Genomic DNA, 21,585 nt, shown 5'->3' with positions numbered 1-21,585 from the left:
CGGCTTCGATGACCTGAAGCAACCCACTGTCGAAAACTGCGTAACTCATTGTTTATCAAGGAGTTTTCCGTTTCGACTGCGCCGGAAGTGGGGCGAATTATAGGCTTCTAAAATTCGCCGTCAACCCTTTATTTCAGGTTTATTCAGATTTGAGCGTAATACGCGCAAATGCCTTCTTCCCTGCCTGGCAAACATGGGTCGCGCCCAGTACGTATATAAAGGAGCGATCAACAACCTCACCATCTATACGCACACCACCAGAACCGAGCAGATCCCGCGCAACAGCCGAGTTCTTCACCAGCCCCGCCTTGTTGAGAACGGCAGCAATCGGCATATCCTCGGTGGCAGTCAACTCGATCTCAGGCAAATCATCCGGCAGCTCGCCATCCTTCATGCGATTGCCCGCCGCACGGTGAGCATTGGCCGCAGCCCCCTCGCCATGAAAACGCGCAACGATCTCTTCAGCCAGCTTGATCTTGATATCACGCGGATTGGCGCCCGCCTCTACATCAGCGCGGAAAGCATTGATCTCATCCATGGAACGGAAGCTGAGCAATTCGAAGTAACGCCACATCAGCGCATCCGGAATGGAAACCAGCTTGCTGTACATCACGCCTGGCGCCTCCTGGATACCCACGTAGTTGCCCAAGGACTTGGACATCTTCTTCACGCCATCCAGACCTTCGAGCAATGGCATGGTCAAAATGCACTGAGCCTCCTGGCCATAGCCGCGCTGCAGCTCACGCCCCATCAGCAGGTTGAACTTCTGATCGGTACCGCCCAGCTCGACATCCGCGCGCAAGGCAACCGAGTCATAGCCTTGAACCAGCGGATAGAGGAACTCATGAATGGCGATTGGCTGATTGGTCGTGTAGCGCTTGTCGAAGTCATCGCGCTCAAGCATACGAGCGACCGTGTACTGCGACGTCAGGCGAATGAAGTCAGCCGGCCCCATCTGATCCATCCAGGTGGAGTTGAATGCTACTTCAGTCCTGGCCGGATCAAGAATCTTGAACACCTGAGTCTTGTAGGTTTCGGCATTCTCGAGAACCTGCTCGCGAGTCAGAGGCGGACGCGTAGCGCTCTTGCCACTCGGATCACCGATCATCCCGGTGAAATCACCAATCAGGAAGATCACTTGGTGACCCAACTCCTGGAACTGACGCAGCTTATTAATAAGCACGGTATGACCCAGGTGCAAATCCGGCGCGGTCGGATCGAAGCCTGCCTTAATACGCAGCGGCTGGCCGCGCTTGAGCTTTTCAATCAGCTCGGACTCGACCAACAGTTCTTCCGCACCACGTTTGATCAGCGCTAGCTGCTCTTCAACCGACTTCATAACAGACCCGCAAGGCTCAGATTCAAAGGGAACCAACCATACAAGATCGCACGTCAAATACAAGGTTTGCCCGGCGCACGGACGCCAATCCGCGGATAGAGTGTCCGCAGGCTTGCTTCAGAGATGATTTGGTTATATTTTATACAGTTATTTCATATTCATCATGTCATTCATCTTTTCCAATTCATCTTTTTCAAAGTCAAACATTATCTATGACCAAAGAATCGTCTAAAGCGCCACCGCTTTACCCGAAGACCCACCTGCTCGCAGCAAGTGGCATCGCCGCTCTTCTGAGCCTGGCGCTTCTGGTATTTCCTTCCAGTGATGTTGAAGCCAAAAAGACGACCCTGAGTCTTGAACTGGAAAGTCCTGCTGAACAACTGACACAAGATCAAGACGCTGCTGAGGCCCTCCAAGCCACAAATGAACCTGCAGCGTCTCCTTTCGCGCAGATCGATAACAGCGAGCAAGACACTCAGGAAACGGCCCAAGCCGCACCCGCACCGGTTGCCGAAGAAAAGAAGGCACCAAACCACAGGGAAGTGATTGTCGCCAAGGGTGACACTCTTTCTACTCTGTTCGAGAAGGTCGGCCTTCCTGCCACCTCGGTGCATGAGGTGCTGGCCAGCGACAAGCAAGCCAAGCAGTTCAGCCAGCTCAAGCACGGACAGAAACTCGAATTCGAACTGAGCCCGGATGGCCAACTGACCAACCTGCACAGCAAGGTCAGCGACCTCGAAACCATTACGCTGACCAAGAACGACAAGGGCTTCACGTTCAACCGCATTACTGCCAAGCCAACCGTACGCTCCGCCTATGTTCATGGCGTGATCAATAGTTCGCTGTCACAGTCTGCCGCTCGCGCTGGCCTGTCCCACAGCTTGACCATGGACATGGCCAGTGTGTTTGGCTACGACGTCGACTTCGCCCAGGATATTCGTCAGGGTGACGAGTTCGACGTGATTTACGAACAGAAAGTCGTCAACGGAAAAGCGGTCGGTAACGGGCCGATCCTGTCCGCACGCTTCACCAACCGCGGCAAGACTTACACCGCCGTGCGTTACACCAATAAACAAGGCAACAGCAGTTACTACACCGCTGACGGCAACAGCATGCGCAAGGCGTTCATCCGCACCCCCGTAGACTTTGCCCGCATCAGCTCGAAGTTCTCCATGGGTCGAAAGCACCCGATCCTGAACAAGATCCGCGCCCACAAAGGTGTCGACTACGCAGCCCCACGCGGTACGCCGATCAAGGCGGCCGGTGACGGTAAAGTGTTGTTGGCCGGCCGCCGTGGCGGTTACGGCAACACAGTGATCATCCAGCACGGCAACACCTACCGCACGTTGTATGGCCACATGCAGGGCTTTGCCAAAGGCGTCCAGACGGGTAGCAACGTCAAGCAGGGCCAAGTGATTGGCTACATCGGCACCACTGGCCTGTCTACCGGACCGCACCTGCACTATGAGTTCCAGGTCAATGGCGTGCACGTCGACCCGCTGGGTCAGAAAGTGGCAATGGCCGATCCTATCTCCAAGGCAGAACGCGCACGCTTCCTCGCGCAGAGCCAGCCGCTGATGGCCCGCATGGACCAAGAGAAAGCCACTCAACTGGCTTCGAGCAAACGTTAAGCCATGGCGCTCTATATAGGTGTGATGTCCGGAACCAGTCTTGATGGCCTGGACATTGCGCTGATCGAACAGGCTCCGGCGATCAAGCTGATCGCCACGCACTACATCCCCATGCCCGCCTCCCTGCGTACCGAGCTGCTTGGCCTGTGCGCCAGCGGTCCAGACGAGATTGCCCGCTCCGCCATCGCTCAGCAGAACTGGGTCAAACTCGCAGCACAGGGCATTCACGCTCTACTTGCTGAGCAGCAGCTCAAACCCGGCGACATTCGCGCGATTGGCAGCCATGGGCAAACCATTCGCCATGAACCCGCGCGCGGTTTCACTGTGCAGATCGGCAACCCGGCTCTGCTGACCGAACTGACCGGCATCACCGTCGTGAGCGACTTCCGCAGTCGTGACGTCGCCGCAGGCGGACAAGGCGCCCCTCTGGTTCCAGCCTTTCACGAAGCGTTGTTCGAAGAACAAGCCGGCAACCGCGCCGTGCTGAACGTCGGTGGTTTCAGCAATCTCAGCTTGATTGAACCCGGCAAGCCTGTGGCCGGCTTCGACTGCGGCCCGGGAAATGTATTGCTTGACGCGTGGATTCACCAGCAGCGAGGCGACAACTATGATCGTGACGGCCAATGGGCCGCTAGCGGAAAGGTTGAACCCGCGCTTTTGAAGGAACTGCTCAGCGATCCATTTTTCGTAACCCAAGGCCCGAAAAGCACCGGGCGAGAAGTGTTCAACCTGCCGTGGCTGACACAGCACCTGGCACAACTCCCAACCCTCGCTGCGCAAGATGTGCAGGCAACCCTGCTTGAACTGACCGCACTGACCATCGTCGAGTCACTGCAAAGTGCTCAAGCGAATACCCGGGAATTGCTGGTCTGCGGTGGTGGCGCGCATAACACCACCCTGATGAACCGATTGGCAGACCTGCTGCCGAAGGCGAAAGTCAGCAGCACATCCGTATATGGCGTAGACCCGGACTGGGTCGAGGCCATGGCCTTCGCCTGGCTGGCCCACTGCTGCCTTGAAGGCATTGCAGCCAATCGCCCGAGCGTCACCGGCGCCCGTGGTTTGCGGGTACTCGGCGCCATTTACCCCGCCTGAACGCCAGACAGCAAAACGCCGCAGGGCCGTTAGGCCATGCGGCGCTTTGATGATTCCGGGACGCTGATCAGATCGAGAACGAAGAGCCACAGCCACACGTGGTGGTCGCGTTCGGGTTCTTGATGACGAAACGCGAACCTTCCAGACCTTCCTGGTAATCCACCTCGGCACCTGCCAGATACTGAAAGCTCATCGGATCGACAACCAGACTCACACCTTCGCGCTCGACGATGGTGTCGTCATCGGCCACTTCTTCATCGAAGGTGAAGCCGTACTGAAAACCTGAACAACCGCCGCCCGTAACGAATACGCGCAGCTTCAAGCGATCATTCCCCTCTTCATCGACCAGGCTCTTCACCTTGTGCGCGGCACCGTGGGTGAATTGCAAAGCCGTGGGGGTGAAGGATTCGACGCTCATGCTGACTATCTCCCGGCGTTACGCCGTCATATTGCGTGATGACGCGCATTATCCGCTTGTCCTAGAAAATCGGTCAACTATTGTTATGGTATATCAACCATTCCAATCGTCAGCCCGAAACGCAAAAAGGCCCGTTCGACGGGCCTTTTTACTGTGTGCAGTAATGCCTAAGGCAGCATGCCCGCGTGGGACAGGCCCAGACGCTCGTCCAGCCCGAACAGGATGTTCATGTTCTGTACCGCCTGGCCCGACGCACCTTTGACCAGGTTGTCGATTACCGACAGCACAACCACCAGATCACCATCCTGTGGACGATGTACCGCGATACGGCAAACGTTGGCACCGCGCACGCTGCGGGTTTCCGGATGGCTACCGGCCGGCATGACGTCGACGAACGGCTCATTGGCGTAACGCTTTTCAAACAGCGCCTGCAAATCGACAGAGCGATCCACGACAGTTGCGTAGAGCGTCGAGTGAATACCGCGGATCATCGGTGTCAGGTGTGGAACGAAGGTCAGGCCAACATCCTTACCTGCTGCACGACGCAAGCCCTGGCGGATTTCCGGCAAGTGACGGTGCCCTTTGACCGCGTAGGCCTTCATGCTTTCCGACGTCTCGGAGTACAGCGAACCTACAGCCGCGCCACGACCTGCCCCGCTGACGCCGGATTTGCAGTCGGCGATCAGACGCGAAGCATCGGCCAGACCTGCTTCAAGCAGTGGCAGGAAGCCCAATTGCGTAGCGGTTGGATAGCAGCCCGGCACGGCGATCAGGCGTGCCTGCTTGATCTGCTCGCGATTGACTTCCGGCAAGCCATAGACCGCCTCCTCCAAGAGTTCAGGCGCACCGTGCGGCTGGCCGTACCACTTGGCCCACTCGTCAGCATCCTGCAGACGGAAGTCCGCGGACAGGTCGATGACCTTGGTCCCGGCCGCCAGCAGCTCACCCGCCAGAGCGTGCGCAACACCGTGAGGTGTTGCAAAGAACACCACGTCGCAGGCGCCCAGGGTCTTGATGTCCGGAACGCTGAACGCGAGGCCGTCGTAGTGGCCTCGCAGGTTCGGATACATGTCAGCCACGGCCAGGCCGGCCTCGGATCGGGAAGTGATGACAACCACTTCAGCTTGCGGATGCTGTGCCAACAGACGCAGCAGTTCGACACCGGTGTAACCCGTGCCGCCGACGATACCGACCTTGACCATAAACCTGCCCTCAACGAACCCACTGGAAAGCCGTCGATAATAGGGGCCGCGAGCGCCTGCGACAACCGGCAAGGTGACGTGCGGGCGCTCAAGCCTCTACTATCCGGGCTACCGTGAACCTGGGAATAACTGAAAATGCTCTATCTGTGGCTCAAAGCCTTTCACATCATCAGTGTCGTGTGCTGGTTTGCCGGCTTGTTTTACCTGCCGCGCCTGTTCGTTTATCACGCGCAAAGCGAAGACACTGTCAGCAAGGAACGCTTCAGTCTCATGGAGCGCAAGCTGTATCGCGGCATCATGGGCCCGGCGATGATCGCTACACTGATTTTCGGCGGCTGGCTGATCAGCCTTAACCCGGGAGCCTACTTCAGCCAGGGTGGCTGGATGCACGCCAAGCTGACCCTGGTGGTGTTGCTGATCGGCTACCACCACATGTGCGGCGCGCAGGTGAAGCGTTTTGCCCGTGGCGAAAACACCCGCAGCCATGTCTATTATCGCTGGTTCAATGAAGTGCCTGTGCTGATATTGCTGGCTATCGTAATTCTGGTCGTCGTCCGGCCGTTTTAAACCCAATAGGCACCATTCACCGGGGAACCTCCAATGTCACTGCCCGCCCTGCTCGAACAACGCCTGCGCCTGCCCGTGGTGGCCGCGCCGATGTTTCTGATTTCCAACCCACAACTGGTGCTCGCCTGTTGCCGCAACGGAGTAGTGGGCAGTTTTCCGGCACTGAACCAGCGCGAGAGCAGCGGTTTCAAGGCATGGCTGGAAGAAATCGAAGCCGGATTGGCGGCATTGGAGAACCCGGCACCGTATGCGGTGAACCTGATTGTCCACAACAGTAATCCGCGACTGCAGGCGGACCTGGATATCTGCATCGAGCACAAAGTGCCGATCATCATCACCAGCCTCGGTGCGGTGAAAGAACTGGTCGATGCTGTCCACAGCTATGGTGGCCTGGTGTTCCACGACGTGACGACTCGCCGCCATGCCGAGAAAGCTGCCGAGGCCGGTGTTGATGGTTTGATCGCGGTCGCTGCGGGCGCCGGCGGACATGCGGGTACCTGGAGCCCGTTCTCGTTGATCGCCGAGATCCGCCAATTCTTCGACAAGACGCTGCTGCTGGCCGGGTGCCTGAACCACGGCCATGAAATTCTCGCCGCGCAATTGCTCGGGGCAGACCTCGCCTACTTCGGCACACGATTTATCGGCACCACAGAAAGCCATGCGCCTGAGGCGTATAAAGAGATGCTACTGACGTCCCGAGCGGCAGACATCATCCATACTCCAGCCGTGTCGGGCGTACCGGCGAGTTTCATGCGACAGAGCCTGGAGGCTGCCGGTTTCGACATGCTGGCACTGCAAAACAAGGGTGAGGTCAACTTCGGCTCCAAGCTCAAGCCATTGAGCGATGAAGCCAAAGCCTGGAAAACCGTGTGGTCGGCGGGCCAGGGAGTCGGTGAAATCGATGACCTGCCGAGCGTCGACCAACTGGTCTCGCGCCTGGACGCCGAGTACCGCAAGGCACTGGAGCAGGCCGCCCAACTGCGGCAGCGCTGGCCCCGCTGAAAGATTCAGGCCAGCCATCCTTGGCTGGCCCTACACTTCACGCACTCAAACACTCGCGACAAGGATGCCTCGGCAATGAGCGAAAACCGTTTCAAGATCGTATTCGACGGCTCGCTACAGCCGGGCGTTGATATCTCCTCCGCCAAACTCAAGCTCGCCGCGCTCTACAAGAGCGAAGTCGCCGCCGTCGAACGACTGTTCAGCGGCCAACCGGTTACGCTCAAGCGCGAATTGTCACAGGTCGATGCGCAAACTTATCTGCAAGCCCTGAAGGACACCGGGATCGATGCGCGAATCGAGTCCGAACCTTCGGTCGAACTGAAGCTATCGGACGCTCACTATCACGCTCCTGAAGCCACTCCGGCAGAACCCGAATCCCCTTACGCCCCACCGCGAGCCAATGTCGGTGAAAGCGTGCCCGAGTTCGCCCCCCTCAAGCCGTTCAGCGTCGAGGGACGGATCGGCCGCCTGCGTTTTCTGGCCTGGACCATGGTGCTAAGCCTGGTGACCCTGCCCATTGTCGGCGTGTTTGCGCTCATCGGCCTCGGGCTGGTCAGCGGCGACTCCACCACAGGTCTAATCATCGGCGGCATCTTTGCGTTCTTCCTGTTCCTAGCGTTTGTAATTATCAGCATTTTGTTCACCGTCCAGCGCCTGCACGATATCGGCTGGTCGGGCTGGCTCTGGCTGTTGAATCTCGTCCCCTTCGTGGGCAGTTTCTTCCCGCTGGTGATCATGGTCGTGCCTGGCAACACCGGAGCCAACCGTTATGGCCCGCCCCCTCCCCCCAACAGCACTGCGGTCAAAGTGCTGTGTTCACTCTGGATTGTGTTCATAGGTCTTGTTTTCGTCGGCGCAATGCTCGGCGGCATCTCCACGATCCAGCAGGAATACGAAAGCAGCCTGGAAAGCAGCTACGAAAGTGGCTCGGTGGTCACCGATGAAATTGACGTCGAGACCGAATCACCCGCAAATTCCGCCGACGATGCAGCCGAAGCAGCCCAGCCCCCTGTAGACTCTGCGCAAGAATGAACAGCGCTCCCCGCTCGTGACACCTGCGTCGCGGCGCGGAGCTGTTGCGATGGAGAACTGCATGACCCGTTACGCTCTGATCACCGGCGCTTCCAGCGGCATTGGCCTGGCCATGGCCGAAGCGCTGGCCCGGCGCGGCCGCAGCCTGATATTGGTGGCCCGACAGCGTGATCAGCTGGAAAGCATTGCGATTGAACTGACTCAACGGTTTGGCGTGGAAGTGTTGTTCCGCGCCTGCGATCTGGGCGAACCGCTGCGCCTGTCAGGTTTTCTGCTGGAGTTGGAGGAAGGTGACCGGCAGATCGACTTGTTGGTGAATTGCGCCGGCATTGGCACTTGCGGCCCATTCCTGGCGCAGGACTGGATGACCGAACAGGATCTGATCGAAGTCAACATCCTGGCCCTCACTCGCCTGTGCCATGCCATCGGCAACAGCATGGCATTGCAAGGTGGCGGGCAGATTCTGAACGTCGCCTCGGTCGCCGCCTTCCACCCTGGCCCGTGGATGAGCACTTATTACGCGAGCAAGGCCTATGTGCTGCACTTTTCCGAGGGGTTGCGCGTCGAGCTGAAAAAATGCGCGGTCAAAGTCTCGGTTCTCTGCCCAGGCCCAACCCGTACAGCATTTTTCCGCACCGCCCAGTTGAACGCCGACAAGCTAGCAGAAAGCAAGCTGCTGATGAGCCCGGAGGAAGTCGCGCTCTACACCGTTCGAGCGCTGGAGAAAAATCGCGCCATTATTATTCCCGGACGGCGTAACCGCTGGTTCGCCACCCTGCCCCGCTTCGGCTCACGCTGGCTGATCCGGACAATCACCGGCATGGTCAACAAGGCTTACTGCCCACGCTGAACTGTCCTACGGCAAAACACTGGGCTGGCGCATGCCCCATGGGTACACTCAGGCCAGCCCAAACAACGGAGAAAACAACTGTGGATACTCTGTTCACCAAGATCATCAACCGGGAAATCCCGGCGAAGATCATTTACGAAGACGACCAGGTCCTGGCCTTCCATGACATCGCCCCGCAGGCACCGGTGCATTTTCTGGTGGTTCCGAAAAAACCGGTACGCACTTTGAATGACCTGACCGAGGACGACAAGGCACTGGCCGGCCATATTCTGTTCACCGCCCAGCGTCTGGCCCTGGAACTGGGTTGCGAAGAAGGCTTCCGCGTGGTCATGAACTGCAATGATCTGGGGGGACAGACCGTGTATCACATTCATATGCATGTGCTGGGTCAGCGCCAGATGCACTGGCCGCCGGGCTGAGTGCAACAAAACCTGTGGGAGCGGCGCACCGTTGCTCCCATAGAGCACAAGTATCACAACACTGTCATAGCAACTGCACCACAATGACCCAGCGCAAACCTTCCCCGGCCGATTGGGTTAAACTGGCCGCCGAGATTCCTCCGGAGGTCAGCATGACTACCCAACGTCACTACTCGCCCATTGACCGCCTTCTGCTGCAAGCCGATGCCGCGATGCGTACCCTGCTGCCCTTCAGTGGTCAGCCGTACCGCCCGTCACCCGCGATCGTGCAGCCAGATGCAAAATTGAGCGACGAAGACACCCGGCATGTTGCCGGGCTGATGCGCATCAACCATACCGGCGAAGTCTGCGCCCAGGCGCTGTACCAGGGGCAAGCCTTGACCGCCAAGCTGCCGCAAGTACGCGCCGCCATGGAGCATGCCGCCGAAGAAGAAATCGATCATCTGGTCTGGTGCGAGCAACGCATCAAGCAATTGGGCAGCCACACCAGCATTCTCAATCCGCTGTTCTACGGCATGTCATTCGGGATCGGCGCAGTTGCCGGGCTGATCAGCGATAAGGTCAGCCTGGGGTTTGTCGCGGCGACGGAAGATCAGGTGTGCAAGCACCTGAACGAGCACCTTGAGCAACTGCCGGCGGAAGACGAAAAATCCCGGGCGATTCTCGAGCAGATGCGCATTGATGAAGAGCAGCATGCCGAGAGCGCACTCGAGGCCGGTGGCTTTCGCTTTCCGGCACCGGTGAAGTTCGGAATGAGCTTGATGGCCAAGGTGATGACCAAGAGTACTTATCGGATCTGATATCAACGTCGTTCGGCAAACCGCTTTCGCGAGCAGCTCGCTCCCACAAGGGTTTCATGAAAGCAATAAAAAAGGCGACTGCCGTGAGGTAGTCGCCTTTTTTTTGTTCGAAGATCTTAGTTCGGCATATTGCGTGCGTAGAAGATTTCGAGCATTTCGTGTTTCACACGCTCGGTCACCTGAGCACGCTGCTCGGTAGACAGGTTGCTGGTAGCGTCGCCGAACAGATAGTTATCCAGTTCGAAGTTCTTCAGCAGCATTTTGGTGTGGAACAGGTTTTCCTGGTACACGTTCACGTCGGTCATCTGGTACGCGTCGCGGGTGTCTTCGGAGAGGTAGTTCTGAATCGAGTTGATCTCGTGGTCGATGAAGTGCTTCTTGCCTTCAACGTCACGGGTGAAACCGCGCACACGGTAATCCACCGTCACGATGTCCGAATCGAACTGATGAATCAGGAAGTTGAGCGCTTTAAGCGGTGAAATGACCCCGCAAGTCGACACATCGATATCCACACGGAAGGTAGCAATACCGTCATCCGGATGAATTTCCGGGTAGGTGTGCACCGTGATGTGGCTCTTGTCGAGGTGGGCCAGGATGATTTCGGGCAACGGGCCCGGCGATTCTTCGATCTGGCTGTCGGTCGGGGTCACCGGCTCTTCAGAGATCAGAATCGTGACGCTGGCGCCCTGTGGCTCGTAGTCCTGACTGGCGATGTTCAGGATGTTGGCACCAATGATATCGACAACTTCTGTGAGGATCTGCGTCAGGCGCTTGGCGTTGTACTCTTTATTGATGTACTCGACGTAAGCCTGTTGGTCTTGCGGGGTTTCCGCGTAGCAGATGTCATAGATGTTGAAGCTCAAGGTCTTTGTCAGGTTATTGAACCCGTGGAGCTTGAGTTTGCTTTTCACCGTTAAAAACTCTCTATGTATTGCGGCCCGGCCGCGTGATCAAGCATGCCCGTCAGATGCGAACGACGCACCTGCGTAGGACGGTTAACACCTCTTCGCGATGGCGATTTTGGTTGTTTGTTCGGGTGAGCGGCCTGTCGGCTGACGGGCCACTACCCTGAAAAAAGTGGCGCATTATGCAGACGTCAGCTGGGGATCGCCAGAGTCTGCACTGCTTTTATGATAGTTGAATGTCGATTCAACCGAGTTCGATGATTTCGTAGTCGTGGGTGATCTCGACACCGGCGGCGCCAAGCATGATCGACGCCGAGCAATACTTCTCGGCTGACAGCTCGATGGCGCGCTTGACCTGGGCTTCTTTCAGACCGCGCCCCTTGACCACGAAGTGCATGTGGATCTTGGTGAAGACCTTTGGATCTTCGGTAGCGCGTTCGGCCTCGAGGAAGGCTTCGCAACTCTCGACTGCCTGACGGGATTTCTTGAGGATGCTGACTACATCGAAATTGCTGCAACCGCCAACACCCAGCAGGAGCATTTCCATCGGCCGTACACCCAGGTTACGACCACCTGCATCGGGCGGACCATCCATGACCACGACATGACCACTACCGGATTCGCCGAGGAACATGGCTTCGCCAGCCCATTGGATGCGTGCCTTCATCGCCAAGACTCCACTGTATAAAAAAGGGTCGCCAGCTTAGCACAGGCCCCCGGATTGACAGCGCTCGCCTTCCTAGGACGGATCCATCTGACTTGCAGGTAATTTCTCGAAAAATGCTGGAAGCGTCTGTTAAGCTGACGCCAATTCGCTGGCGCATGGCCAGATCTGCCACAGTTTCCGTCATTCATAAAAAATCCAAACATACCGTGTAGCTTTTTCGGGATACAACCATGGTTGCTATTGCCCCCACACCCAAGATCAAAAACCTCGACAAATTGTTGATGCATTGCCAGCGCCGCCGCTATCAGGCCAAGAGCAACATCATTTGTGCCGGCGACCGCTCGGAAACGCTGTTCTTCATCATTAAAGGCTCGGTCACGATCCTGATCGAGGATGACGACGGCCGGGAAATGATCATCGCCTACCTGAATGCCGGAGACTTCTTTGGCGAACTGGGTCTGTTTGAGCAAGCAGGCCTGGAACAGGAACGCAGCGCCTGGGTGCGCGCCAAGGTCGAATGCGAAGTCGCGGAAATCAGCTACGCAAAATTCCGTGAATTGTCGCAGCAGGATCCAGACATTCTTTACGTGCTCAGCGGACAAATCGCACAACGTCTGCGCAATACCACCCGCAAGGTCGGTGACCTGGCGTTTTTCGACGTGACCGGTCGCGTCGCCCGCTGCCTACTGGAATTGTGCAAGCAACCCGACGCAATGACTCACCCCGACGGCATGCAGATCAAGGTGACCCGTCAGGAAATCGGGAGAATTGTCGGGTGTTCGCGGGAAATGGTCGGGCGCGTACTCAAGGACCTTGAGGAACGCAACCTGGTGGACGTCAAAGGCAAGACCATGGTGGTCTTCGGTACGCGCTAAGCCTGCAAACTCAAGCGTTGAACATCTGCGCCAGCATTTGCCGATAGAGTTCATCGAGACGCGTCAGCGCATCGGGTGCCGTAAATTTCTCATGCAAAGCGATGTGGCTCTCAGCTCGCACCCGTTGCTCCAGGCCACAAGCCTCGTTGAAACGGTTGACAGCCGCCACCATCGATTCACGCTCGTTATCCAGCAGCATTGCACCGTGCACCAGGCCTACCGGGCGTTGGCCGCCCTGGCTCTGACGCCAGCGCTGGGCGGTGCCAACCATCTTGCGTCCATCCAGGTTGACGTTGAAGCGGCCATCGCAAAATGCCCCTTCGATTTCGCCAAGCGATGAAGTGCCGCCCAACTCATCCAGCAACTGACAGATCGGATCGCACAGACGCCGGTAACCGGATTCGATGCGATTCAGATCACCTTCACTACGCGGCGGGGCGTAAACCAGTGCGATGTTGATGGTCGAAGCCGATTGCGGTACCGGTTCTCCACCGGTCTCGCGCAACAGCACTGGCCAACCGGCTGCAGCGGAGACTTCGCAGGCGTGATCGAAGCCGGGCAGTCGGTTCAACCGTCGTGGCATGACCAACGCTCGATCGCTCGGCTGCCAGAACAACAGGCCAAACTCCGCGTCGCCGGAGCAGACCGATGCCAGCAAATCCTGTTCGGCTTGCAGGCCGGCTTCGATGGTCAGGGAGATAGGTGAGGTCATAAGGTTTCCGTAGGACGTGAAGTCTGTGGTGCATCTTATGCCGCCTTCGCGAGCAGACTCGCACCTACATAAGGATTTACTAACACCAAAAATCCAATGTGGGAGCGAGCCGGCTCGCGAAGGGGTCGACTCGGTTTGCGAGTAATCAGTCGAGGGTCGAGCCGCTGACGGGAACGCCACGCTCCGGGAAGAACAGGCGCTGCAGCTCGGTACCCGGGCTCTCGGCACGCATGAACGCTTCGCCGACCAGGAACGCGTAGACGTCGCTGATTTCCATCAGTTCAACATCGGCACGATTAAGAATGCCGCTTTCGGTGATCACCAGACGATCACGCGGGATGCGCGGCAACAGGTCGAGCGTGGTTTCCAGGCTGACATCGAAAGTGTGCAGGTTACGGTTGTTGATACCAACCAACGGCGTGTCGAGGGTTTTCAAGGCCCGCTCCAGCTCGTCGCCATCATGGACTTCCACCAGCACATCGAGGCCGACGCCTTTGGCCACCGACGCCAGCTCGGCCATTTTCACGTCATCCAGGGCGGAGACGATCAACAGCACGCAATCTGCGCCCAGGGCACGGGCTTCGACGATCTGGTAGGGATCGATCATGAAATCCTTACGGATCACCGGCAATTTGCACGCCGCGCGGGCCTGCTGCAGATACGCGTCGGCACCTTGGAAGTAATCGATATCGGTCAGCACCGACAGACAGGTCGCGCCACCCTGCTCGTAGCTCCTGGCGATGTCGGCAGGAACGAAGTTCTCGCGAATCACGCCTTTGCTCGGTGATGCTTTCTTGATCTCTGCAATGACTGCCGGCTGTTTCAGCTTGGCCTGAGCCAGCAGCGCCTTGGCAAAACCGCGGGGTGCATCGGCCGCCTTGGCCAGATCTTCCAGCTCGGCCAGGCTGACGCGAGCACTACGCTCGGCAACTTCCTCGACCTTGCGCGCCAGGATCTTTTCCAGAACCGTCGGTACACTCATCCCTCATTCTCCACTTTGAATACCGCGGTAAACGCACCCAGTTCCTCGAGCTTTTCCCGAGCGAGACCGGTGTGCAGGGCGTCGTGCGCAAGCTCCACGCCCTGTTTCAAACTGTTGGCCAGGTCGGCGGCATACAGTGCCGCCCCGGCGTTGAGCACAATCATTTCGGCAGCTTTCTGGCCGTTCTCGGTCTTACGCTTGCCCAACGCATCGCGAATCAGCGCCAACGAGGCTTCCGGGCCATCGACTGACAGACCATGCAGGCTCTGGCTCTTCATGCCCAGATCTTCCGGCTCAACCCAATATTCAGTGATCTGATCATTCTTGAGCTCGGCAACAAAGGTCGGTGCCGCCAGGCTGAATTCGTCCAGCCCGTCTTTGGAATGCACCACCAGCACGTGTTTGCTGCCCAGACGCTGCAAGACTTCTGCAAGCGGCCGGCACAACGCCTGGGTGAAGACCCCCACCACCTGATGCTTCACGCCGGCCGGATTCGTAAGCGGGCCGAGCATGTTGAACAGGGTCCGCAGGCCGAGGTCACGGCGCGGGCCAGCGGCGTATTTCATGGCTTTGTGATGGGTCTGGGCAAACATGAAACCGATGCCGACGTTGTCGATGCAGCGCGCCACCTGAACCGGTGTCAGGTTCAGATAGATACCGGCCGCCTCCAGCAAGTCAGCACTGCCACTCTTGCCCGAGACCGCTCGGTTACCATGCTTGGCCACGGTGCAACCGGCCGCCGACACTACAAAAGAGGAAGCGGTCGATACGTTGAAAATGTTCGCACCATCACCGCCGGTGCCGACCACATCCACCACGCCATCGAGGGTCTTGAGCTCGACCTTGTCCGCCAGCTCGCGCATGACCGACACAGCGCCAACGATCTCATCGATGCTTTCGCTCTTCATGCGCATGGCCATCATGAACGCGCCGATCTGCGCGTCCGTGCATTGTCCGGTCATGATTTCACGCATCACATCGCGCATTTCATCGGTGGTGAGGTCGAGCTGCTCGACGATACGGCTCAGGGCTGTCTTGATATTCATGAAAGATCCTTAGCGCGTGCCGCCGGTTTGTTTGAGGAAGTTCGCGAACAGTTCGTGGCCCTGCTCGGTCAGGATCGACTCGGGGTGGAACTGCACACCTTCGATGTTCAGGGTTTTGTGGCGCAGGCCCATGATTTCGTCGACCGAACCGTCTTCAAATTGAGTCCAGGCGGTCAGTTCGAGGCAATCGGGCAAAGTTTCGCGCTTAACGATCAATGAATGATAGCGGGTAACTGTCAGCGGGTTATTCAGGCCTGCGAAGACCCCCTTGTCCTCATGGAACACCGGGCTGGTCTTGCCGTGCATGACCTGCCGGGCACGGACCACATCACCGCCAAAGGCCTGGCCGATGGACTGGTGACCCAGGCACACACCGAGAATCGGCAGTTTGCCGCCAAAGTGCTTGATCACGTCAATCGAGACGCCGGCTTCGGTCGGGGTGCAAGGCCCAGGGGAAACGACGATGCGCTCGGGGTTGAGGGCTTCGATTTCGGCAACGGTCAATTCGTCGTTGCGCACGACTTTGACCTCGGAGCCCAGCTCACCCAGGTACTGCACAACGTTGTAGGTAAAAGAGTCGTAGTTATCGATCATCAGCAACATGGCGTTAAGAACCTCTTGAATTCACTGACTACTAATACAGCCTTCGAATGAAGGGCCCGCAGCGTCCAGCGCTTGATCGTTCAAGGCGGCCGGCATACGGGCAACGTTCATCGGTCAGCCTTGTGGAGTTTGTTCAGCCAGCGCTACGGCGCGGAACATCGCGCGGCGCTTGTTCAGGGTTTCTTCCCATTCCAGCGCCGGCACCGAGTCGGCGACGATGCCGCCACCGGCCTGCACATGCAGTTCGCCGTTCTTGATGACCGCCGTGCGGATCGCAATGGCGGTGTCCATGTTGCCGTTCCAGGCAAAGTAGCCAACGGCGCCGCCGTAGACACCGCGCTTGACCGGTTCCAGCTCGTCGATGATTTCCATCGCACGAATTTTCGGTGCGCCGGACAAGGTACCCGCCGGCAGAATCGCCCGCAGCGCATCCATGGCCGTCAGCCCAGCCTTCAATTGACCGGTGACGTTGGACACGATGTGCATCACATTGGAATAACGCTCGATGACCATTTTCTCGGTGAGCTTCACCGAGCCGACTTCCGACACACGACCGGTATCGTTGCGACCCAGGTCGATCAGCATCAGGTGTTCAGCGATTTCCTTGGCGTCCGAGAGCAGGTCTTTTTCCAGCGCCAGGTCCGCCTCTTCGTTGGCCCCGCGTGGGCGAGTGCCGGCAATCGGGCGCACGGTGATCAGGTTGTCTTCGACCCGAACCAGCACTTCCGGCGAACTGCCGACGACGTGGAAGTCGCCGAAGTTGAAGAAGTACATGTACGGCGTCGGGTTGAAGCACCGCAGCGCGCGGTACAGATCGATGGGTGCAGCCTTGAAGTCGATCGACATGCGCTGGGACGGCACGACCTGCATGCAGTCACCGGCCAGGATGTATTCCTTGATGGTATCGACCGCTTTTTCGTAATCGTCCTGGGTGAAACTGGAACGGAACACCGGGTCAGCCGATTGCTGCTTGCTGAAATCCAGGCCACGGCGCGGGGTGATCGGTTGACGGAGTTTTTCCAGCAGCTCTTCAAGTCTCGCACGGCCTTGCTCGAAGGCGTCTTCCCGGGCCGGGTCGGCCAGAACGATCGCGTGCATTTTGCCAGCGAGGTTGTCGAACACCACCACCGCATCGGACACCATCAGCAGAATGTCCGGCACACCCAGCGGATCCGGATTCGGGCATTTACCCAGGCGCTTTTCCACATAACGCACGCAGTCGTAACCGAAGTAACCCACCAGGCCACCGTTGAAGCGCGGCAAACCGGCGATGGTCGGTACGTTGTACCGAGCCTTGAAGGCTTCGACGAAGGCCAACGGGTCTTCGACGTCATGGCTTTCGGTTTCGACGCCGTCGACGGTCACGCTGACGTGATGATCATGAACCCGTAGTACGGTGCGGCACGGCAGGCCGATGATCGAGTAACGGCCCCATTTTTCGCCGCCCTGCACCGATTCCAGCAGGTAGGAGTTAGGCTCGTCGGCCAGTTTCAGGTAGATCGACAAAGGTGTGTCGAAGTCGGCCAGGGTTTCGCAGGCAAGCGGAATGCGGTTGTAGCCAGCAGCGGCCAAACGCAGGAATTCTTCGCGGATCATGATGTGCCTCGTGGCTTGAGGGTCTAACAGTCAGGTATGCAAACGCGCCGGATGACCGGCCAGGAACAAGTCAGGCGCGCCAACGCCAGCGGGCCAGGGCCTTGATGACTTTCATCCAGAGTTTGCGAGTGACCACCACGATGGAGTTTCCAGGAGGGGATTGAACAGCGTCGGCCAACGGTATCTCAGCGGCCGGATCCAGGCAACCGGGAATTAACTTGCGCAGATCGTCGATCACCAGCGACGGTGACTCTTCGGCGATTGGACGGCCATGGTTATAGCCATAGCTCAGGGCCACGCACTTGACCCCTGCCGCTCTCGCCGCCAGCACATCGCTGCGCGAATCGCCGACAAACAGGGATTGCGACGCCGGAATGTTGGTCATTTTCATCACGAAAAAAAGCGCGGCCGGGTCCGGTTTTTTCTGTGGCAGGGTGTCACCGCCGATGATCAGGCGGAAATAGCGACCGATTTTCATCTGATCCAACAGCGGCGCAACGAAGCGCTCCGGCTTGTTGGTGATCAGCGCCATCTCGACACCCTGTTTGTGCAGCCATTTCAGGGTGTCGCGCACGCCGGGATAGACCACGGTCAGCTCATGGCTTTCGCCATAAGCCTGCATGAAAATCTCCAGCGCACTTTCGGCCTCGGCGTCATCGACCGCCGAATGATCAAGACCACCGGCCAGTGCCCGGCGAACCAGCACCGGTGCACCATTGCCGACCCACTCGCGAACCGATTCGATACCGGCGGGTGCACGGCCGAGCTTGAGCAGCATGTTATCCACAGCCACCGCGAGGTCCGGGACCGAGTCGATCAACGTGCCATCCAGATCGAACATCACCAGCCTTGGCAGACTTCCCGGGAACAGCTGCTCGAAACCACTCATGGGCGAGCCAGTGCCAGTTCGGAGCGCATCTTCTCGATCACTTCCTGGTAGTTCGGGGCATTGAAGATCGCCGAGCCGGCAACAAAAGTATCCGCGCCCGCCGCTGCGATTTCACGAATGTTGTTCACGTTCACGCCGCCGTCGATTTCCAGGCGGATGTCGCGACCGGACGCATCGATCAAGGCACGCGCTTCGCGCAGCTTGTCGAGGGTGCCAGGAATGAACTTCTGTCCGCCAAAGCCCGGGTTGACGCTCATCAGCAGAATCATGTCGACCTTGTCCATCACGTACCTGAGCACGTCCAGCGGAGTTGCCGGGTTGAACACCAGGCCCGACTTGCAACCGCCTTCGCGGATCAGTTGCAGGGAACGGTCGATGTGCTGGGTGGCTTCCGGGTGGAAGGTGATGTAGGTCGCACCGGCTTCGATGAAGTCGCCGACGATACGGTCCACCGGGCTGACCATCAGGTGAGCATCGATTGGCGCAGTCACGCCGTACTTGCGCAGCGCCGCGCACACCATCGGGCCGATGGTCAGGTTGGGCACATAGTGGTTGTCCATGACATCGAAATGCACGAAATCGGCGCCAGCGGCCAGGACATTGTCCACTTCTTCACCCAGGCGGGCGAAGTCGGCGGAGAGAATCGACGGAGCAATTACGAAGGGCTGCATGACGCACCTTTTCTGAGCTAAATCACGATGGCGCGCATTGTATACCTCATGCTTTGACGCGCGCACCGTGGCCGCGATGATTGGGCTCTAATAAGCCGCGCGGTAGATTTTCTCGATATCGACAGCACTCAGTTTGCGCGGATTATTGCGCATCAGACGCTCGATCCCCGCGGCTTCCGCGGCCATGGCCGGGATGGCGTCCTCGGGAACCCCGAAACTGCGCAGCCCCGACGGAATTTCCACCGCGGCGCACAACACACTCATGGCCTCCACGGCTTTGTCAGCGGCTTCACTGGCGCTCAGATGAGCAGTCTTCACCCCCATAGCCTCGGCAATTTCCTGCATCCGCTCGACGCAGGCCATCTTGTTCCAGGTCATGACATAGGGCAGCAACAAGGCATTGCTCACGCCATGGGCAATGTTGAAGCGCCCGCCCAACGGATACGCCAGCGCATGCACCGCCCCGACACCGGCATTGCCAAACGCCATGCCGGCCATCAGGCTCGCGGTGGCCATATCTTCCCGGGCCTGCAGATTGGACGGGTTGGCATACGCCTTGGGCAGCGCCTTGGCGATCAACTTGATGGCGCCGATGGCCAGGGAATCGGTAATCGGTGAAGCATTGACCGACAGATAGGATTCGATGGCATGCACCAGCGCATCGACGCCACTGGCGGCGGTGACACTGCGCGGGCAGGTCAGAGTCATTTGCGGGCTGACCAGCGCCACATCCGGCAACAGATAGTCGCTGACAATCCCCTTCTTCAACTGCGCTACCTTGTCGGAGAGGATCGCCACGTTGGTCACTTCCGAACCGGTGCCCGCCGTAGTTGGAATCGCGATCAGCGGCGGACCTTTGCGAGGCACCTGTTCCACGCCGAACAGGTCCTCCAGCGCGCCATGGTATCCGGCATAGGCGGCAACGCTCTTGGCGATGTCGATGGCGCTGCCGCCGCCCAAACCGATCAACCCGTCGTGACCGCCCTCACGGTAAACCCGCATGCAATCTTCAACGATGGCGATTTCGGGGTCGGGCAGCACTCGGTCGAAGATTTCATAAGGTCGATCCCCCAGCTGCGCCAGCGCCAACTCTACCGTGCCGGATTTGACCAGGGCAGCGTCGGTGACGATCAACGGGTTGTCGATGTCCAGCCGCGTCAATTCAGCGGCAAGTTGCTCAATGGCGCCTGCGCCGGTGATCAGTTTGTGAGCGATTTTGAAAGAGGAAAGACTCATGTGCGCAGCCTCTTATAGATGTGGGAGCTGGGCACAATAGTAGCTGGGGATTTGGGATTGGCTGGTATTCAGGCCATGAATGAACTGAAGGCCCATTGGGGAGCCTCTGTGGGAGCGAGCCTGCTCGCGAAGGCGACTGAACATTCGACGTTTGAGTCGACTGACACTCCGCTTTCGCGAGCAGGCTCGCACCCACAATGGGTTGGTGTGTGGCGTTAGACCTGCGCGGTACGCAGCTTCTCGCTACGGCCACGCAGCCATTCCAGGGTCAGCAACAGAATCACCGAAAAGGCGATCAACAGCGTCGCAGCCGCGGCGATGGTCGGGCTGAGGTTTTCGCGGATGCCGCTGAACATCTGCCGTGGCAGGGTCGCTTGCTCTGGGCCGGCGAGGAACAGTGTCACCACCACTTCATCGAACGAGGTGGCGAAGGCAAACAGTGCACCGGAAATCACGCCGGGCGCGATCAACGGCAAGGTCACACGACGGAACGCCACCAGCGGCGACGCACCGAGGCTCGCAGCGGCACGCACCAGGTTGTGGTTAAAGCCCTGCAGGGTCGCCGATACCGTGATGATCACAAACGGCACACCCAGCACGGCGTGCACCACGATCAGCGAGAAGAAGCTGTTACCCAGACCCAATGGAGCGAAGAACAGGTAACTGGCCACACCGATGATCACCACCGGCACCACCATCGGCGAAATCACCAGCGCCATCACCAGCGCCTTGCCCGGGAAGTCGCCACGAGTCAGGCCTATCGCGGCCAGCGTACCGAAGACCATGGCCAGCACCGTGGCCGCCGGGGCGACGATGATGCTGTTCTTCAGTGCCCGCATCCACTCCGCCGAAGCAAAGAAGTCGTGGTACCACTGCAACGAGAAACCCTGCAGCGGGTACACCAGGAAACTGCCGGAGTTGAACGACAGCGGGATGATTACCAGTACTGGCAGGATCAGGAACAACAGAATCAGGCCGCAGAGAATCCGCAAGCTGTAGAACCACACCCGCTCAATGGGCGACATATAAGGACTCAGCATTTCATTCT

General features: G+C 58.4%; 23 protein-coding genes. 9 read left to right on the top strand and 14 right to left on the bottom strand.

Translation table 11 applies throughout. The annotated features are described in order from the left end of the window. Window positions 1–139 precede the first annotated feature (139 nt). Window positions 140–1,339 (bottom strand): tyrosine--tRNA ligase, encoded by a 1,200-nt coding sequence (gene tyrS, locus HNQ83_RS03110; protein ID WP_175387611.1) that lies wholly within the window; start codon window positions 1,337–1,339, stop codon window positions 140–142. 212 nt (window positions 1,340–1,551) lie between these two features. Here tyrS and HNQ83_RS03105 point away from each other — a divergent pair, with 212 nt between their 5' ends. Beyond that, window positions 1,552–2,970, top strand: coding sequence for a peptidoglycan DD-metalloendopeptidase family protein (locus tag HNQ83_RS03105; RefSeq protein WP_175387610.1), 1,419 nt, complete (start codon window positions 1,552–1,554; stop codon window positions 2,968–2,970). Between the two features lie 3 nt (window positions 2,971–2,973). Then, window positions 2,974–4,065, top strand: coding sequence for an anhydro-N-acetylmuramic acid kinase (locus HNQ83_RS03100; RefSeq protein WP_175387609.1), 1,092 nt, complete (start codon window positions 2,974–2,976; stop codon window positions 4,063–4,065). Between the two features lie 67 nt (window positions 4,066–4,132). Here the strand turns inward: HNQ83_RS03100 and erpA are convergent, their stop codons facing one another. Next, window positions 4,133–4,483 carry an iron-sulfur cluster insertion protein ErpA gene (gene erpA / locus HNQ83_RS03095; RefSeq protein ID WP_007906865.1) on the bottom strand — a complete coding sequence of 117 codons (351 nt, stop codon included), beginning with the start codon at window positions 4,481–4,483 and terminating at the stop codon, window positions 4,133–4,135. A 167-nt stretch (window positions 4,484–4,650) separates the two neighbouring features. Continuing rightward, a complete protein-coding gene (gene argC / locus HNQ83_RS03090; RefSeq protein WP_095195821.1) occupies window positions 4,651–5,685 on the bottom strand; it encodes an N-acetyl-gamma-glutamyl-phosphate reductase in 1,035 nt (344 codons plus the stop codon). A gap of 135 nt (window positions 5,686–5,820) precedes the next feature. On the opposite strand from argC, the gene hemJ reads away from it, so the two are divergent. The 6 genes from hemJ to coq7 all read left to right on the top strand — a co-directional run bounded on the left by hemJ (window position 5,821) and on the right by coq7 (window position 10,355). Continuing rightward, on the top strand, window positions 5,821–6,252 hold the full coding sequence (gene hemJ / locus HNQ83_RS03085; protein ID WP_175387608.1) for a protoporphyrinogen oxidase HemJ: 432 nt from the start codon (window positions 5,821–5,823) through the stop codon (window positions 6,250–6,252). A gap of 33 nt (window positions 6,253–6,285) precedes the next feature. Continuing rightward, complete coding sequence (locus HNQ83_RS03080) at window positions 6,286–7,254, top strand: nitronate monooxygenase family protein (protein ID WP_175387607.1); 969 nt, start codon at window positions 6,286–6,288, stop codon at window positions 7,252–7,254. A 75-nt stretch (window positions 7,255–7,329) separates the two neighbouring features. Then, window positions 7,330–8,286 carry a DUF805 domain-containing protein gene (locus HNQ83_RS03075; protein ID WP_175387606.1) on the top strand — a complete coding sequence of 319 codons (957 nt, stop codon included), beginning with the start codon at window positions 7,330–7,332 and terminating at the stop codon, window positions 8,284–8,286. Window positions 8,287–8,347: 61 nt separating this feature from the next. After that, window positions 8,348–9,136, top strand: coding sequence for an SDR family oxidoreductase (locus HNQ83_RS03070; protein WP_175387605.1), 789 nt, complete (start codon window positions 8,348–8,350; stop codon window positions 9,134–9,136). 80 nt (window positions 9,137–9,216) lie between these two features. Next, complete coding sequence (locus tag HNQ83_RS03065; RefSeq protein WP_175387604.1) at window positions 9,217–9,555, top strand: histidine triad nucleotide-binding protein; 339 nt, start codon at window positions 9,217–9,219, stop codon at window positions 9,553–9,555. A gap of 152 nt (window positions 9,556–9,707) precedes the next feature. After that, window positions 9,708–10,355 (top strand): 2-polyprenyl-3-methyl-6-methoxy-1,4-benzoquinone monooxygenase, encoded by a 648-nt coding sequence (gene coq7, locus HNQ83_RS03060; RefSeq protein ID WP_175387603.1) that lies wholly within the window; start codon window positions 9,708–9,710, stop codon window positions 10,353–10,355. Window positions 10,356–10,471: 116 nt separating this feature from the next. On the opposite strand, the gene speD is transcribed toward coq7, so the two are convergent. Both speD and HNQ83_RS03050 read right to left on the bottom strand, forming a co-directional pair. Continuing rightward, window positions 10,472–11,266 carry an adenosylmethionine decarboxylase gene (gene speD, locus HNQ83_RS03055; RefSeq protein WP_175387602.1) on the bottom strand — a complete coding sequence of 265 codons (795 nt, stop codon included), beginning with the start codon at window positions 11,264–11,266 and terminating at the stop codon, window positions 10,472–10,474. A gap of 238 nt (window positions 11,267–11,504) precedes the next feature. Continuing rightward, the gene (locus HNQ83_RS03050) at window positions 11,505–11,927 is read right to left on the bottom strand and encodes an OsmC family protein (protein ID WP_008061600.1); all 423 of its coding nucleotides are present in this window, start codon (window positions 11,925–11,927) and stop codon (window positions 11,505–11,507) included. A 230-nt stretch (window positions 11,928–12,157) separates the two neighbouring features. On the opposite strand from HNQ83_RS03050, the gene crp reads away from it, so the two are divergent. Then, a complete protein-coding gene (crp, locus tag HNQ83_RS03045) occupies window positions 12,158–12,802 on the top strand; it encodes a cAMP-activated global transcriptional regulator CRP (protein WP_137805070.1) in 645 nt (214 codons plus the stop codon). Window positions 12,803–12,812: 10 nt separating this feature from the next. On the opposite strand, the gene HNQ83_RS03040 is transcribed toward crp, so the two are convergent. The 9 genes from HNQ83_RS03040 to HNQ83_RS03000 all read right to left on the bottom strand — a co-directional run bounded on the left by HNQ83_RS03040 (window position 12,813) and on the right by HNQ83_RS03000 (window position 21,577). Beyond that, window positions 12,813–13,514 carry a lipoate--protein ligase family protein gene (locus HNQ83_RS03040; RefSeq protein ID WP_175387601.1) on the bottom strand — a complete coding sequence of 234 codons (702 nt, stop codon included), beginning with the start codon at window positions 13,512–13,514 and terminating at the stop codon, window positions 12,813–12,815. A gap of 145 nt (window positions 13,515–13,659) precedes the next feature. Beyond that, window positions 13,660–14,496 carry an indole-3-glycerol phosphate synthase TrpC gene (gene trpC, locus HNQ83_RS03035; protein ID WP_175387600.1) on the bottom strand — a complete coding sequence of 279 codons (837 nt, stop codon included), beginning with the start codon at window positions 14,494–14,496 and terminating at the stop codon, window positions 13,660–13,662. Further along, the gene (gene trpD, locus HNQ83_RS03030; protein WP_175387599.1) at window positions 14,493–15,542 is read right to left on the bottom strand and encodes an anthranilate phosphoribosyltransferase; all 1,050 of its coding nucleotides are present in this window, start codon (window positions 15,540–15,542) and stop codon (window positions 14,493–14,495) included. The genes trpC and trpD overlap by 4 nt, the downstream gene beginning before the upstream one ends. A 9-nt stretch (window positions 15,543–15,551) precedes the next feature. Further along, window positions 15,552–16,145, bottom strand: coding sequence for an aminodeoxychorismate/anthranilate synthase component II (locus HNQ83_RS03025; RefSeq protein WP_175387598.1), 594 nt, complete (start codon window positions 16,143–16,145; stop codon window positions 15,552–15,554). 114 nt (window positions 16,146–16,259) lie between these two features. Beyond that, the gene (gene trpE, locus HNQ83_RS03020) at window positions 16,260–17,741 is read right to left on the bottom strand and encodes an anthranilate synthase component I (protein WP_175387597.1); all 1,482 of its coding nucleotides are present in this window, start codon (window positions 17,739–17,741) and stop codon (window positions 16,260–16,262) included. Between the two features lie 70 nt (window positions 17,742–17,811). Continuing rightward, window positions 17,812–18,630 (bottom strand): phosphoglycolate phosphatase, encoded by an 819-nt coding sequence (locus HNQ83_RS03015; RefSeq protein WP_175387596.1) that lies wholly within the window; start codon window positions 18,628–18,630, stop codon window positions 17,812–17,814. Then, complete coding sequence (gene rpe, locus HNQ83_RS03010) at window positions 18,627–19,301, bottom strand: ribulose-phosphate 3-epimerase (protein WP_175387595.1); 675 nt, start codon at window positions 19,299–19,301, stop codon at window positions 18,627–18,629. The genes HNQ83_RS03015 and rpe overlap by 4 nt, the downstream gene beginning before the upstream one ends. An 87-nt stretch (window positions 19,302–19,388) precedes the next feature. Continuing rightward, window positions 19,389–20,537 (bottom strand): iron-containing alcohol dehydrogenase, encoded by a 1,149-nt coding sequence (locus HNQ83_RS03005; RefSeq protein ID WP_175387594.1) that lies wholly within the window; start codon window positions 20,535–20,537, stop codon window positions 19,389–19,391. Between the two features lie 215 nt (window positions 20,538–20,752). Next, window positions 20,753–21,577, bottom strand: a complete 825-nt coding sequence (locus HNQ83_RS03000; RefSeq protein ID WP_075946143.1) for an ABC transporter permease — start codon at window positions 21,575–21,577, stop codon at window positions 20,753–20,755. Between the last annotated feature and the right edge of the window lie 8 nt (window positions 21,578–21,585).

This window comes from Pseudomonas sp. C2B4, assembly GCF_013359695.1.
Lineage (GTDB): Bacteria > Pseudomonadota > Gammaproteobacteria > Pseudomonadales > Pseudomonadaceae > Aquipseudomonas.
The sequence above is the reverse complement of the archived record's forward strand: the minus strand, read 5'-3'. Positions and strand labels throughout refer to the sequence as shown.

What these genes read in the sequence shown, in the direction of transcription:
- tyrS (WP_175387611.1), bottom strand. Translation starts at nt 1,339, where the DNA reads ATGAAGTCGGTTGAAGAGCAGCTAGCGCTGATCAAACGTGGTGCGGAA.
- HNQ83_RS03105 (WP_175387610.1), top strand. Translation starts at nt 1,552, where the DNA reads ATGACCAAAGAATCGTCTAAAGCGCCACCGCTTTACCCGAAGACCCAC.
- HNQ83_RS03100 (WP_175387609.1), top strand. Translation starts at nt 2,974, where the DNA reads ATGGCGCTCTATATAGGTGTGATGTCCGGAACCAGTCTTGATGGCCTG.
- erpA (WP_007906865.1), bottom strand. Translation starts at nt 4,483, where the DNA reads ATGAGCGTCGAATCCTTCACCCCCACGGCTTTGCAATTCACCCACGGT.
- argC (WP_095195821.1), bottom strand. Translation starts at nt 5,685, where the DNA reads ATGGTCAAGGTCGGTATCGTCGGCGGCACGGGTTACACCGGTGTCGAA.
- hemJ (WP_175387608.1), top strand. Translation starts at nt 5,821, where the DNA reads ATGCTCTATCTGTGGCTCAAAGCCTTTCACATCATCAGTGTCGTGTGC.
- HNQ83_RS03080 (WP_175387607.1), top strand. Translation starts at nt 6,286, where the DNA reads ATGTCACTGCCCGCCCTGCTCGAACAACGCCTGCGCCTGCCCGTGGTG.
- HNQ83_RS03075 (WP_175387606.1), top strand. Translation starts at nt 7,330, where the DNA reads ATGAGCGAAAACCGTTTCAAGATCGTATTCGACGGCTCGCTACAGCCG.
- HNQ83_RS03070 (WP_175387605.1), top strand. Translation starts at nt 8,348, where the DNA reads ATGACCCGTTACGCTCTGATCACCGGCGCTTCCAGCGGCATTGGCCTG.
- coq7 (WP_175387603.1), top strand. Translation starts at nt 9,708, where the DNA reads ATGACTACCCAACGTCACTACTCGCCCATTGACCGCCTTCTGCTGCAA.
- HNQ83_RS03050 (WP_008061600.1), bottom strand. Translation starts at nt 11,927, where the DNA reads ATGAAGGCACGCATCCAATGGGCTGGCGAAGCCATGTTCCTCGGCGAA.
- crp (WP_137805070.1), top strand. Translation starts at nt 12,158, where the DNA reads ATGGTTGCTATTGCCCCCACACCCAAGATCAAAAACCTCGACAAATTG.
- HNQ83_RS03040 (WP_175387601.1), bottom strand. Translation starts at nt 13,514, where the DNA reads ATGACCTCACCTATCTCCCTGACCATCGAAGCCGGCCTGCAAGCCGAA.
- trpC (WP_175387600.1), bottom strand. Translation starts at nt 14,496, where the DNA reads ATGAGTGTACCGACGGTTCTGGAAAAGATCCTGGCGCGCAAGGTCGAG.
- trpD (WP_175387599.1), bottom strand. Translation starts at nt 15,542, where the DNA reads ATGAATATCAAGACAGCCCTGAGCCGTATCGTCGAGCAGCTCGACCTC.
- HNQ83_RS03025 (WP_175387598.1), bottom strand. Translation starts at nt 16,145, where the DNA reads ATGTTGCTGATGATCGATAACTACGACTCTTTTACCTACAACGTTGTG.
- trpE (WP_175387597.1), bottom strand. Translation starts at nt 17,741, where the DNA reads ATGATCCGCGAAGAATTCCTGCGTTTGGCCGCTGCTGGCTACAACCGC.
- HNQ83_RS03015 (WP_175387596.1), bottom strand. Translation starts at nt 18,630, where the DNA reads ATGAGTGGTTTCGAGCAGCTGTTCCCGGGAAGTCTGCCAAGGCTGGTG.
- rpe (WP_175387595.1), bottom strand. Translation starts at nt 19,301, where the DNA reads ATGCAGCCCTTCGTAATTGCTCCGTCGATTCTCTCCGCCGACTTCGCC.
- HNQ83_RS03005 (WP_175387594.1), bottom strand. Translation starts at nt 20,537, where the DNA reads ATGAGTCTTTCCTCTTTCAAAATCGCTCACAAACTGATCACCGGCGCA.
- HNQ83_RS03000 (WP_075946143.1), bottom strand. Translation starts at nt 21,577, where the DNA reads ATGCTGAGTCCTTATATGTCGCCCATTGAGCGGGTGTGGTTCTACAGC.